The sequence below is a fragment of the Streptococcus canis genome (assembly GCF_900636575.1).
GTDB lineage: Bacteria > Bacillota > Bacilli > Lactobacillales > Streptococcaceae > Streptococcus > Streptococcus canis.
Genome location: NZ_LR134293.1, coordinates 1,929,822 through 1,943,041, shown reverse-complemented (window position 1 = coordinate 1,943,041; position 13,220 = coordinate 1,929,822). Strand labels below are relative to the sequence as shown.

13 protein-coding genes and 1 pseudogene are annotated in these 13,220 nt (G+C 41.0%); 10 read left to right on the top strand and 4 right to left on the bottom strand.

Annotation, left to right across the window (positions count from 1 at the left end; genetic code table 11):
* Nucleotides 1-170 precede the first annotated feature (170 nt).
* The 5 genes and pseudogenes from EL097_RS09795 to lacD all read left to right on the top strand — a co-directional run bounded on the left by EL097_RS09795 (nt 171) and on the right by lacD (nt 5,877).
* Nucleotides 171-1,724, top strand: coding sequence for a zinc ABC transporter substrate-binding protein AdcA (locus EL097_RS09795; protein ID WP_129545027.1), 1,554 nt, complete (start codon nt 171-173; stop codon nt 1,722-1,724).
* A 151-nt stretch (nt 1,725-1,875) separates the two neighbouring features.
* A pseudogene (locus EL097_RS09790) lies at nt 1,876-2,826 on the top strand (IS30 family transposase).
* Nucleotides 2,827-2,952: 126 nt separating this feature from the next.
* Complete coding sequence (locus EL097_RS09785) at nt 2,953-3,675, top strand: GntR family transcriptional regulator (protein ID WP_003047746.1); 723 nt, start codon at nt 2,953-2,955, stop codon at nt 3,673-3,675.
* Nucleotides 3,676-3,693: 18 nt separating this feature from the next.
* A complete protein-coding gene (locus EL097_RS09780) occupies nt 3,694-4,872 on the top strand; it encodes an SIS domain-containing protein (RefSeq protein WP_003047749.1) in 1,179 nt (392 codons plus the stop codon).
* 9 nt (nt 4,873-4,881) lie between these two features.
* Nucleotides 4,882-5,877 (top strand): tagatose-bisphosphate aldolase, encoded by a 996-nt coding sequence (lacD, locus tag EL097_RS09775; protein WP_003047753.1) that lies wholly within the window; start codon nt 4,882-4,884, stop codon nt 5,875-5,877.
* A gap of 75 nt (nt 5,878-5,952) precedes the next feature.
* Here the strand turns inward: lacD and EL097_RS09770 are convergent, their stop codons facing one another.
* Nucleotides 5,953-6,666: a GntR family transcriptional regulator gene (locus EL097_RS09770; RefSeq protein WP_003047756.1), complete on the bottom strand. Its 714-nt coding sequence runs from the start codon at nt 6,664-6,666 to the stop codon at nt 5,953-5,955.
* Nucleotides 6,667-6,789: 123 nt separating this feature from the next.
* Between EL097_RS09770 and EL097_RS09765 the strand changes: the two genes are divergently transcribed.
* Genes EL097_RS09765 through EL097_RS09745 form a run of 5 tightly spaced genes read left to right on the top strand, consistent with a single transcriptional unit; the run spans nt 6,790 to nt 11,208 of the window.
* Nucleotides 6,790-8,583: a glycoside hydrolase family 35 protein gene (locus EL097_RS09765; protein ID WP_129545026.1), complete on the top strand. Its 1,794-nt coding sequence runs from the start codon at nt 6,790-6,792 to the stop codon at nt 8,581-8,583.
* Nucleotides 8,571-9,056 (top strand): PTS system mannose/fructose/N-acetylgalactosamine-transporter subunit IIB, encoded by a 486-nt coding sequence (locus EL097_RS09760; RefSeq protein WP_003047762.1) that lies wholly within the window; start codon nt 8,571-8,573, stop codon nt 9,054-9,056. The genes EL097_RS09765 and EL097_RS09760 overlap by 13 nt, the downstream gene beginning before the upstream one ends.
* A gap of 43 nt (nt 9,057-9,099) precedes the next feature.
* A complete protein-coding gene (locus EL097_RS09755; protein ID WP_003047765.1) occupies nt 9,100-10,002 on the top strand; it encodes a PTS mannose/fructose/sorbose/N-acetylgalactosamine transporter subunit IIC in 903 nt (300 codons plus the stop codon).
* Nucleotides 9,989-10,804: a PTS system mannose/fructose/sorbose family transporter subunit IID gene (locus tag EL097_RS09750; RefSeq protein WP_003047768.1), complete on the top strand. Its 816-nt coding sequence runs from the start codon at nt 9,989-9,991 to the stop codon at nt 10,802-10,804. Before EL097_RS09755 ends, EL097_RS09750 begins: the two co-directional genes overlap by 14 nt.
* Complete coding sequence (locus tag EL097_RS09745; protein WP_003047770.1) at nt 10,804-11,208, top strand: PTS sugar transporter subunit IIA; 405 nt, start codon at nt 10,804-10,806, stop codon at nt 11,206-11,208. The genes EL097_RS09750 and EL097_RS09745 overlap by 1 nt, the downstream gene beginning before the upstream one ends.
* A gap of 213 nt (nt 11,209-11,421) precedes the next feature.
* Here the strand turns inward: EL097_RS09745 and EL097_RS09740 are convergent, their stop codons facing one another.
* The 3 genes from EL097_RS09740 to EL097_RS09730 form a co-directional block, all read right to left on the bottom strand.
* The gene (locus EL097_RS09740; RefSeq protein ID WP_003047773.1) at nt 11,422-11,682 is read right to left on the bottom strand and encodes a type B 50S ribosomal protein L31; all 261 of its coding nucleotides are present in this window, start codon (nt 11,680-11,682) and stop codon (nt 11,422-11,424) included.
* 114 nt (nt 11,683-11,796) lie between these two features.
* A complete protein-coding gene (locus EL097_RS09735) occupies nt 11,797-12,738 on the bottom strand; it encodes a DHH family phosphoesterase (RefSeq protein WP_003047776.1) in 942 nt (313 codons plus the stop codon).
* A 4-nt stretch (nt 12,739-12,742) separates the two neighbouring features.
* A complete protein-coding gene (locus EL097_RS09730; RefSeq protein ID WP_081587261.1) occupies nt 12,743-13,174 on the bottom strand; it encodes a GNAT family N-acetyltransferase in 432 nt (143 codons plus the stop codon).
* Nucleotides 13,175-13,220 lie beyond the last annotated feature (46 nt).

The window sequence follows — 13,220 nt, the reverse complement described above, 5'->3', positions numbered from 1 at the left end:
CTTGCAATTCTAGCTTAAATAAAATTAGGAGTTGGATTTTTTGCCCAGCTCCTTTTTGCGATAAATTTGTCTAAAAGGTTAGATTAAAAAGACAAAAACTTGGAAAAAGGATCAGAATGTGATATACTTAACTGGTCAAATTTTAACCAGTTAATCACGAAGGAGGAATCATGAAAAAGAAAATTCTTTTAATGATGAGTTTAATCAGTATCTTTTTTGCTTGGCAACTTAGTCAGGCAAAACAAGTCTTAGCAGAAGGTAAAGTTAAGGTCATGACAACTTTCTACCCTGTTTATGAATTTACCAAGGGGGTTATTGGTAATGATGGTGAGGTTTCCATGCTTATGAAAGCAGGAACAGAACCTCACGATTTTGAGCCTTCTACAAAAGACATTAAAAAAATTCAAGATGCAGATGTATTTGTTTATATGGATGACAATATGGAAACTTGGGTTTCTGATGTTAAAAAATCATTGAAATCTAAAAAAGTGACCATCGTGAAGGGAACTGGCAACATGTTGCTAGTAGCAGGAGCTGGACATGACCATCACCATGAGCATGAGGATGTTGACAAAAAGCATGACCATGACGAACATGGTGAAGAAGGACACAGCCATGCTTTTGACCCACACGTGTGGTTGTCACCCTACCGTAGCATTACTGTTGTGGAAAATATCCGCGACAGCTTGGTAAAGGCTTACCCAGAAAAAGCAGAGGATTTCAAAGCCAATGCCGCTACCTATATTGAAAAATTAAAAGAGCTTGACAAAGACTATACGGCAGCACTTTCAGATGCTAAGCAAAAGAGCTTTGTGACACAACACGCGGCATTTGGTTATATGGCACTTGACTATGGCTTAAATCAAATTTCTATTAACGGTGTCACACCAGATGCAGAACCATCAGCAAAACGTATTGCAGCTTTGTCAAAATACGTTAAAAAATATGGCATCAAATATATTTACTTTGAAGAAAATGCTTCAAGTAAAGTCGCAAAAACCTTAGCTAAAGAAGCAGGTGTAAAAGCGGCTGTACTTAGTCCGCTTGAAGGTTTGACTGAAAAAGAAATGAAAGCTGGACAAGATTACTTTACTGTTATGCGTAAGAACCTTGAGACCTTACGCTTAACCACTGATGTGGCTGGTAAAGAAATTCTTCCAGAAGAAGATACCACTAAGACAGTTTACAATGGTTACTTCAAAGACAAAGATGTCAAAGACCGTCAATTATCTGACTGGTCAGGTAGCTGGCAATCTGTTTACCCATACCTACAAGATGGTACTTTAGACCAAGTTTGGGACTACAAGGCTAAAAAATCTAAAGGTAAAATGACAGCAGCCGAATACAAAGATTACTATACTACTGGCTATAAAACTGATGTGGAAGAAATCAAAATTAATGGTAAGAAAAAGACCATGACCTTTATCCGTAATGGTAAAAAGAAAACCTTCACTTACAAATACGCTGGCAAAGAAATCTTGACTTATCCAAAAGGAAATCGCGGGGTTCGTTTCATGTTTGAAGCTAAAGAACCAGATGCTGGCGAATTCAAATACGTCCAATTCAGTGACCATGCCATTGCTCCTGAAAAAGCAGAGCATTTCCACCTATACTGGGGCGGGGACAGTCAAGAAAAATTACATAAAGAGTTAGAACATTGGCCAACTTATTATGGTTCAGACTTGTCTGGTCGTGAAATTGCCCAAGAAATCAATGCTCATTAATCTTAAATCACTAGGCAAATCTTCTTTCAAGGAGGTTTGCTTTTTCTTTTTGGGAAAGTTCTAAACTGAAGTTAGCCACCTAAGGGTATCAAAAAACATCTCAGAGAGATATAATTGTCACCACCACAACAACAATTAGAAAGGCTCTGAGATGCAAGACTATTATACACCAAAAGGAAAACAGTTGACACTAACGCGTAGAATGATTGACCGTTGGCTCAAAGAAGGACAGTCAAATCGTGAAATAGCGAAAAGATTGGCTAAAGCTCCTCAAACTATTCACAACGAAGTCAAACGCGGGCAAGTTAGACAACAAGTACGTCAGGGGAAATATGAAGCGATTTACTCAGCTGACTTCGCTCAAAAAGCCTATCAAAACAATCGTAAACGTTCTGTTAAGCAGGTCACCCTAACGAAGGAACTCAAAGAAAAGATGACTCACTACATCAAGCAGAAATACTCTCCTGAGATGCTGGTTAAGGCAAAAGGTGTCAATGTTCCCATCTCCACCATTTACTACTGAATTCATCATGGCCAACTAGGATTGACCAAGGCTGACAGGCTTTATCCTCGAAAGAATGTAGCTTCAAAAAAACATGCCAGTCCCAATTTTAAGCCGGCTGCAAAGTCTATTGAAGAACGACCTGAAAGCATTAATAACCGTGAGCATAGCGGTGATTTTGAAATTGATACGGTTATTCAAACTCGGGCAAAAAACGAGTGTCTACTGACGCTGACAGACAGAAAAAGCCGCTACCAAATCATTCGACTTATTCCTGATAAGTCGGCTTCTTCAGTGAATCAAGCCTTGAAGTCTATTCTGAAAGTCTATCAGATTAACTCTATCACAGCTAATAATGGTACTGAGTTCAGTTGTTTAGCAGAAGGTTTTGACTCGGAATATATTTATTACGCTCACCCCTATTCCTCTTGGGAGAGAGGAACTAATGAAAATCACAACAGACTCATTCGGCGTTGATTACCAAAGAGACGTAAAAATGCGACTCAACAACAAGTCGCATTTGTTGAAAATGGGATTAATAACTACCCAAAGAAACTACTTGATTACAAATCTCCTAAAGAGTTTTTACAGACTGGCTAACTTGAACTTGAAATTTGGCCTTTTTCTTTTTTGAGCAAAAAATTTAATAATTCTCAAAATTAACTTGACAGACGCTTGTTATTATAATATACTTTAGGTGGTTATAACAAGTTAGAGGTGAATAGGATGCCAAAAGAACAACCACTCTATTTACAGATTGTTGATGCCTTAGAAGTGAAAATCAGAAAGAGTATGACAGCCAACGATAAGTTATTGTCAGAACGAGAATTGAGTGACCTTTACGGTGTTAGCCGTATCACGATTAGACTAGCTCTTAAAGAATTGGAATTACGGGGTTTAATTTATAAAAAACAAGGCAAGGGGACTTATGTTTCAGGAATCAAAGAACCCGCCACTGATTTATCAAGTACTTATAGCTTTACAGAGCAAATGAAAAAAATGGGGAAAATTCCTAAAACAGAGATTCTTTCTTTTGAACAGTATCAGGTAACGCCTTATTTGTCTGGTCTCTTGGAGCTTGATGCCAATACAGAAGTTTTTGAATTAGAGCGCTTAAGGATTGCAGATGACATGCCTTTAATGTTTGAACGATCGTATATCCCTGCGCAGCCTTTTCAGGGGTTAAGCATTGCGCACTTGACGCGTAAGCCTTTGTACGATGTCTTTGCAGAGGATTATCAAGAGACAATTCGTTTCGCAGAGGAAGAATTTTATGCCAGCATTGCCTTGGATTATGAAGCAGGTCTCTTAGGCATCAAAAAAGGAGATCCTGTCTTACATATTATTCGTAAAACTTATAATGATAAAAATAGGTTAATTGAATTTACCTTCAGCATTGCTAGGGCAGATCAGTTTAGGTATCGGGTGCAACATCACCCTAATGGTTAAGGAATTGGAGGTTAGGACATGTTTACAAAACCACAGGAAGCTTTGGAGGCCCTTGGTGCAGCTATCACTACCAAGGAAATTAAGCAAGAACCTCGTTTATGGCAAGAAACGATGATGTTTTTTGAAGAAACAAGAGATTCTATGGTCTCTTTTTTAGAGAGGATTTATGAAAGCGCTGACAGAAACAGGATTCACGTCATCTTTACAGGTGCGGGTACATCTGAGTACGTTGGTAATACCATTTGCCCTTACTTGACGAAGGTAGGAAATCGTCAGCGTTATCTCTTTGATAGCATTGCTTCAACCGATCTTGTTGCTGCCCCAGAATATTATTTATCCAAGGAAGAGACAGTTCTTTTAGTCTCCTTTGCAAGAAGTGGCAATAGTCCTGAAAGTGTAGCGGCTGTTAATCTGGTCAATCAACTGGTGCCAAATAGTTATCATTTAACCATTACCTGTGCCAAGGATGGGGAACTGGCGAAAAAGGCTCAGCAGGATGAGCGTTCTTACCTTTATTTGATGCCTGAAGATGCTAATGATGCTGGTTTTGCCATGACGGGGAGTTTTACCTGCATGATGTTGGCAGCGCTTTTGATTTTTGATGATGCTAACAGTATAGCTCAGAAAGAAGCTTATGTGTCGGATATGGTCCTTGCTGGGCAAGCTGTTATTGACCAAGTAGGACGGCTACAAGAGCTAGCTGATTTAGGATTTGACCGTTTAGTTTATCTAGGTTCTGCTGGTTTAGCCAAGTTAACCCAAGAAGCACAATTAAAAATGTTAGAATTGACTGCTGGACAAGTTGCAACTCTCTACGAGTCTTCTATGGGTTTTAGACATGGTCCAAAATCTTTTATTAATGACCGTACCTTAGTTATTGGATTTGTCAATAATGATGCTTACATCAGACAGTACGATTTGGACATGTTAGAGGAAATCCAAGCAGATGGCATTGCCCTTAAAACCTTGGCTCTATTACAAGGAGGGGATACCGACTTTTCAGGGGATCAATTCCGACTGGACACCAGTCACTTATTGCCAGATGCTTACTTGGCTTTTCCCATGATTTTAGTAGCGCAGACCTTGGCCCTCTTAACGGCGGTTACATTAGGGAATTTCCCTGATACTCCATCTGCGACAGGAACGGTTAATCGTGTGGTCAAAGGGGTCACCATTCACCCTTACCCTAGCAAGTAGGAGGTTAGGATGCACCAATTATCAGAAACTAAAAAAGCTTATTTAGAAAAAGTCAGCCATCGTGGCATTATTTCGGCCTTAGCCTTTGACCAACGCGGTGCCCTAAAACGCATGATGGCAGCCCATCAGGAAACAGAACCAAGGGTTGGGCAAATGGAAGCCCTCAAGGTTTTGGTGTCAGAGGAGTTGACTCCCTATGCCTCCTCCATTTTGCTGGACCCTGAATATGGTCTACCAGCAACTAAGGTCCGTGATGAGAGTGCAGGCTTGCTTTTGGCCTATGAAAAAACAGGCTACGATGCCACAACGACCAGTCGCTTACCTGATTGTCTGGGAGAATGGTCCGTTAAGCGATTGAAAGAAGCTGGGGCAGATGCCATCAAATTTTTACTCTACTATGATGTGGATGGCAATGAACAGATTAACCTGCAAAAACAGGCCTACATTGAACGTATCGGTTCTGAGTGCACGGCAGAAGATATTCCTTTCTTTCTGGAAATATTGAGTTATGACGAAAACATTGCAGACAATAGCAGCGCAGCTTTTGCCAAGGTGAAAGCCCATAAGGTCAACGGGGCAATGAAGGTATTCTCTGAGGAACGGTTTGGCATTGACGTATTGAAGGTGGAAGTCCCTGTTAACATGGCCTATGTGGACGGTTTTGCTAAAGGAGAAGTGCTTTATAGTCAGGCTGAAGCTGCCCAAGCCTTTCGAGATCAGGAAGCGGCTAGCCACCTGCCTTATATTTATTTGAGTGCAGGCGTATCTGCCCAACTCTTCCAAGAGACCTTGCGATTTGCGGCGGCAGCAGGTGCTAAATTCAATGGGGTGCTTTGTGGACGAGCCACCTGGTCAGGGGCTGTGCCAGTTTATATTAAAGAGGGCGAAGAAGCTGCTAGGAATTGGTTACGTACCGAAGGTTTCCAAAATATTGACGAGTTGAACAAGGTACTCGAAGAAACAGCTAGTCCTTGGACTGATAAAATCATCACTCCTTGTACCTGAAAGATAAGGTTTTTGTACAAGGTCATCAAAAAAGTAATACCTAGTGCTAAACTTGTAGGTATTGCAGAAGACTGATTAATGATAATCACTTGAAGAGATTTGGTATTTAAAACATTCCCAGTGTTTATAGACTGTAGCATATTCAAGAATACGCTGGTTATCTTTAAAGCGAGTTAATTTGGTTTGAAGCACACAAGGGCTGGCATCAGCCAGTTTGAAAAAGGCTTTAACGGCTGGCGGCATTTGGTTGGTTAGGCAAGTTTCTTGGTGGAAGGTCTGATTAGCCATTCGGATATTAAAGTCGAGAAAAAAGCGTTTGTAAAGTGATTGATAAGCGTCTAAATCAGCCTCTTCTGACAGCAAGTAGTCGTGAGGAATATAAGACAGTTGGTAAAGGTAGGGTTTGCCATTGATGGTACGTTCTCTCGTCAAAATGTAATAGTATTCCGTTTTATGCAATTCAAGTAACTTTAAGTAGTAAGGGTCATTGCCCTTAGTAAGACTAAGGACACGGATGGTTTCTATCTGTTTTTCCAAGCTATCCAGGTAGGCAAATTGCACCAGTTTTTCCCTGCGTGTTCGGGCAATAAAACTACCGAGTCCTTGTTTACGATTGATGAATCCCTCTTTTTCTAACTCTTTCAGTGCTTGAATAATGGTAATGGAGCTGACCTGAAAACGCTCAAGCAATTCAGCTTCTGTAAAAAATTTATCACCGACATGGTAGTGATCAGATAAAATCTGACTTTGTAATTCTTCTTTGATTAATTGGTATTTAGGACGTTTCATTGGAAGAGCATCTCATCTTTACGTTTGGTTAATAGTTCTTATTATAGCAAAAAAGTGAAAAGATGACATGCTTTGCTTGGGAGACAAGTGACAGATTCTAAGCTTAGCTTAAAAGGAGGTAGTGTGAAACGATTTCAAGTTAAAGAGGTGTTTTACCTTGATGGGAAACCCTTTAAAATCTTATCTGGAGCTGTTCATTATTTTAGAATTGTTCCAGACAGTTGGTACCGTGTCTTGTATAATCTGAAGGCCTTAGGATTTAATACGGTTGAGACTTATGTGCCGTGGAACCTGCATGAACCACAAAAGGGTCAGTTTTATTTTGAAGGCCTTGCTGATTTAGAAACTTTTCTAGATATGGCCAAGGATTTAGGTTTATATGCGATTGTAAGACCCTCTCCTTATATTTGTGCGGAATGGGAATTTGGCGGTTTACCTGCTTGGTTGTTAGAAGAGCCATGCAGAGTTCGTTCACGAGATAAGGTCTATTTGGACCATGTGGCAGCTTACTACGATGTGCTTCTTCCCAAATTAGCCAAACGTCAACTGGACCGAGGTGGTAATATCCTCATGTTTCAAGTGGAAAATGAATATGGCTCTTATGGAGAGGACAAACAGTACCTCCGTGCCTTAAAAGACATGATGCGAGAACGAGGTATTGAGGCGCCCTTATTCACTTCTGATGGTCCATGGGAAAGTGCTTTAGAAGCAGGAAATCTTGTGGCAGATGATTGTTTAGTCACTGGGAACTTTGGTTCCAAATCTGCTGAAAACGTGGCCAGCCTTAGGGCATTTATGTCTAAACATGGCAAGGAATGGCCCATCATGTGCATGGAATTTTGGCTGGGCTGGTTTAATCGATGGGGTGAGGCTATCATTCGAAGAGATCCTCAAGAAACCGTCGATGCCATTATGGCCATGATTGAACAAGGAAGTATCAACCTTTATATGTTCTGTGGCGGGACCAATTTTGGGTTTATGAATGGCTCATCAGCCAGACTGCAAAAGGATCTCCCGCAAGTAACTTCCTACGATTACGATGCCCTACTAGATGAAGCAGGAAATCCGACACTTAAATATAGTCTCTTGCAGAAAGCCTTAAAAGATACCTACCCAGATTTAGCATTTTCAGAACCGCTGGTCAGTCCTAGCATGGCTATTGGACCAATTCCTCTTACGGAAAAAGTAAGTTTATTGACGACACTCAAAAATGTAAGCGGTATCACGGAAAGCTTTTACCCTCAGTCTATGGAAGCTTTGAGGCACCCTTTAGGTTATGTCTTATATCGCACAGTCCTCTCGAAATATGTTGACCAAGAAAGGTTGCGAATCATTGATGCTAGAGACCGTGTTCAGGTATTCTTGGATGATAGGCGAGTCCAAACCCAGTATCAAGAGGACATTGGACAGGGTATTTTGGTGACGCTTTCCAAGCAGCAGTCTCAACTAGACATTTTAGTTGAAAACATGGGCCGGGTCAGTTATGGTCACAAGTTGACTGCTCCCAGTCAACACAAAGGGCTAGGGCGTGGCGTAATGGCTGATTTACATTTTATAGGGCAGTGGGAACAGATTCCTATAGATTTTCAAACGTTGTCATGGGTAGATTTTTCACAGGATTGGATTGAGGGACTCCCGAGTTTTTATGCCTATGAGTTTGACTGCCAAGCGCCAGCTGATACTTATATTGACCTGAGTCAATTTGGCAAAGGGATTGCTCTAATCAACGGCTTTCATTTGGGTAGATTTTGGCAAAAAGGTCCTATTTTATCCCTCTATTTACCAAAAGGATTGTTACAGAAAGGAAAGAATCGCTTAGTAATTTTTGAAACCGAAGGGCAATATAGTGAGACCCTTCAGTTAACCAAGACCCCCATTTATCAAACTATAAAAGGAGAAGAAGGATGGCAATTGTAGCAACACGTATTGATGGTCGGTTAATTCATGGCCAAGTCGCAAACCTATGGACAACTAAGTTAAACATTAGTCGTATCATGGTTGTAGATGAGGATATTGTTAATAGTGATTTGGAAAAAACAGCCCTGAAGTTAGCGACTCCAGCAGGCGTAAAATTATCTGTTCTAACGATTGACAAAGCAGCCACCAATATCTTGGCAGGCCGTTATGATTCCCAACGTTTATTGATTGTGGCAAGACGACCAAAGACCTTCCTAGGCCTTATGAATAAAGGGGTAACTCTTACAGAACTGAATGTGGGCAACATGTCTCAAACGCCTGAAACCCGTTCGGTAACCCGTTCCATCAATGTGGTAGAAGAAGATATTCAAGCCTTTGATGCTATTCAAGACAAGGGAACACACCTCATTGCCCAAATGGTACCAGGAGATGCTCCTGCAGACTTTATGCCTTTATTGGATAAAGTGAGATAATTCTGTATCCCTTAATACATTAATTTTTTTGGAGGAAATCATTATGATTCAATGGTGGCAAATTTTACTGTTAACCCTGTATTCGGCTTACCAAATTTTGGATGAGTTGACCATTAACACCTCAGCAGGTTCGCCAGTTTTTGCTGGTTTCATTACTGGCCTGATTATGGGAGACCTGAAAACGGGGCTTTTAATTGGTGGGAGCTTACAATTGATGGTGCTCGGTGTTGGTACTTTTGGAGGGGCTTCTCGGATTGACGCCACATCAGGTGCAGTCTTAGCGACAGCTTTCTCAGTGGCCCAAGGCATTGATGCTGAACTGGCTGTTTCGACCATTGCAGTACCCGTTGCAGCCTTGCTGGTTTATACGGATATTCTTGGGCGCTTCTCAACAACTTTCTTTGCTCATCGGATAGATCGGCATGTGGAAAGCTTTAATTACAAAGGTATTGAGCGAAATTATTTGATGGGAGCTATTCCATGGGCTCTCTCTCGTGCCCTTCCTGTCTTTATTGCCCTTGCTTTTGGAGCTGGTGCTGTGCAAACTTTAGTAGACTGGGTTGATAGCGTCAAATGGTTGGCAGATGGCTTGAAACTAGCTGGCATGATGTTACCGGGTCTTGGGTTTGCTATTTTACTCCATTACTTACCGGTTAAACGTAATATCCATTACCTTGCTCTTGGGTTTGGTCTCACCGCCATGCTAACCGTTATCTATGCGAATTTACAAACCGTGTCAGGAACATTGACAAGTGTGATTAAAGAAGCTGGTCTCAAAACAACAGTCTTTGATGGGGCACCTTTTAAAGGTCTCCCAATGATTGGGATTGCTATTATAGGAGCAGCTCTTGCAACCCTTCATTATAAAAATAGTCAGCATGTAACCCTTGTGGAACCAAAGGCAGAAGTGTCAGAAAGTGGGGAAATTGAAGATGACGAAATCTAAATACAGCTTAACGAAAGAAGATTTTAAGCAAATCAATAAACGCAGCCTTTTCACCTTCCAATGGGGCTGGAATTACGAACGCATGCAAGGGTCAAGTTACCTCTATATTATTTTGCCTCAACTGCGCAAAATGTACGGAGATGGAACTCCTGAATTGAAAGAAATGATGAAGACCCACACCCAATTCTTCAATACCTCAAACTTTTTCCACACGATTATTACAGGGATTGATTTAGCCCTTGAAGAAAATGAAGGCCTAGCCTCAAAAGATGCCGTTAATGGGGTCAAGACAGGTCTCATGGGTCCTTTTGCCCCTATCGGAGATTCTCTCTTTGCCTCCCTTGTGCCAACCATCATGGGATCGCTAGCAGCTGGTTTGGCTAAAGAAAATAACCCCCTAGGTATCTTTCTTTGGATAGCTGTCGCTTGGGTCATTAACATTTTCCGATGGAAACAATTGGAAATTGCTTACCAACAAGGAACCAAGTTAGTTACCACGATGCGTGATCATTTAACAGCTATTGTCGATGCAGCGTCAGTGATGGGAGTGTTCATGGTTGGAGCCCTCATTGCTAGCATGATTAATTTTGAAGTGAGTCTTAATATCCCAATGGGAGCAGGACTAGATGTTCAAAATTTGCTTAACATGATTTTTCCACGTCTTGTCCCAGCGGCCTTCACTGGTTTTATTTACTGGTTGCTTGGACGTAAAGGCATGACTTCAACAAAGGCTATTTTAATCATCATCGTGATAGCCGTTGCTTGCTCTGCCTTTGGTCATTTTGTGATGGGGATGGGCTAATGGCAAAACAATTAGTATTAGTGAGTCATGGTTCTTTTTGTGAAGCTTTGAAAGCTAGCACGGAAATGATTATGGGACCTCAAGAAAGCATTACAGCTGTTCCTTTACTGGCTTCAGAAGGAGCTGAGGATTTTCGCCAAAAATTCTTAGCAAGCATTGAAGGAATGGAAGACGTTGTTGTTTTTGCAGATTTAATGGGAGGAACCCCCTGTAATGTTCTTAGTCGTCTCTTGATGGAAGGGTATCCATTTGAGTTATATGCTGGTATGAATATGCCTATGGTTGTTGGTTTTATCAATGCTAATCTCCTAGAAGAAACCATTGATTTTAAGGTTTTTGCCAAGGATAATATTCATCACGTCAACACCCTTCTTAACCAATTGGCAGAAGATGACGAAGACTAAGCTAGCTCAAAAATAAAGTAACAACCTTGTTTGGGACAAGCTTTATCAAATCAAGAAAAAACTCCTTGTAAAAACATACTTAACCTGCCACCCAAAAAATAGCAGGGATATAAGTGCTAGGCGTTTTTGATGAGAAACGATGGAGCAGTGTCTTGAGTTATTAAGGCAAAAGAAAACCCTCCTGAAACAGGACGGGTTTTTGTATTGTCTTGCTTATTTTGCTGCGTTGGCGTCTTTGAGACCGTATTTTTTGTTGAAACGATCCACACGTCCATCTGCTTGAGTGAACTTTTGACGTCCTGTGTAGAATGGGTGTGAATCTGATGAAATTTCCACACGGATAAGTGGGTAAGTTTCACCTTCAAACTCAATCGTTTCTTTAGAAGCTTTTGTTGAGCCGCTAAGGAACTGGTAACCTGTAGTTGTATCAAGGAAAACAACTGGACGATAATCTGGATGAATGTCTTTTCTCATCTTAAAAAATTCCTTTCTGCCATGACACGTTCTGCATCATAGTTATTAACCATTCTAGTTTAACAAAACTTGCATGACTTGACAAGACTTTTCTCCCCGTATTTTTTAAAAACCCTAATTCTCTTGGCAAACAGCGATGAGTTCTTGGAAAATAGCTTGATTTTCTGCCACATTAGCTGAGTTGGCTCCGCTAGCAAGGGGATGCCCGCCACCACCGTGACGCTTAGCAATACCATTAATACTCTTTTCTTTACTGCGCATACGTACACGGTAATTGCCATCAGTCAACTCAATGAAAATAGCCCAAGCTTGAACGCTATCAATTTTACCAGGAGCTGAGACAATGGCAGAGCTTTCCGCCAGGGTCACGTCAAAGTGTTTTAAGGTTTCTTGACTGAGAAGGACATAAGCAGCCCCGCTCTCATCAATCGTTAAATGATCAAAGACATAGCCTTGCAGCTTTGCTATTTTCAAAGGAAACGAATCCATTTGCCTTGAAATAGCAGCAAAGTCAAAGGTAAAGGTCCGTAATCGACTCGCAATGGAAAGGGTTTTACTAGTGGTTGAGGCATAAAGGAATCGACCTGTATCACCAACGATACCAGTGTATAAAAGGCTGGCAGCCTTGTCAGAGAGAGTAAGATCCTGACTAAAGGCAAAGTCTGCGATGATTTCACTTGCACTAGAAGCGCTTGTGTCTACATAATACAAGTCACCATACACATCATCGTTGGGGTGATGGTCAATCTTAATGAAACACTGTCCTAAAGTATAACGCTCATCATCAATTCTTGGACGATTGGCAGTATCTGTAATGATGACCAAAGCCTCCTTATAGTCTTCGTCAGTCACCTGATCCATTTGGCTAATCCAAGTTAAGCTAGGCTCATCAAAACCAGTCATCAAAACTTTTTTGTCTGGGAAATTTTGTGCAATAATTTCTTTCAAGCCTGCCTGACTACCAAGAGCATCAGGATCGGGATTTTGATGGCGATGGATAATAATGGTCTGATAGGCCTTAATGGTATTTAAAATCGTTTCAAAAGTTGTCATCATGTCTTTAATCTTTCATCATATCAAGGTGAGGAATATCATCCTCTAAATAAATCTCAGAAATTGGCTTAAAGCCAAAGGAGCCATAAAACTGTTCTAAATAAGCCTGTGCCTGAGCATAGACAGGTAAGTCTGGAAAATACTCTTTGGCAACTTCTAACGCTTTGGCAATCAAGTCACGTCCTAAACCAGATTTCCGAACTCGTTTGACAACCAAAACTCGCCCCAATTTAAGCTGGTCTTTGGTGGGAATTAACCGACAGTAGGCCGTGATACCATGCTGATCCTTAGCAAACAGATGAAGAGCCTCTTTATCAAGGTCATCAACTTCTGGGTAAGGACAGGCCTGCTCTACAACAAAAACAGCTACACGTTCCTTATAAATTGCAAAGAGTTCTTCTGTTTCTAATTGATCAAAGGGTCTAAGTATCCACATCATCGGACCTCCTTTACGTTTTCTTTTGTTGTCTCATTATACCATAAAA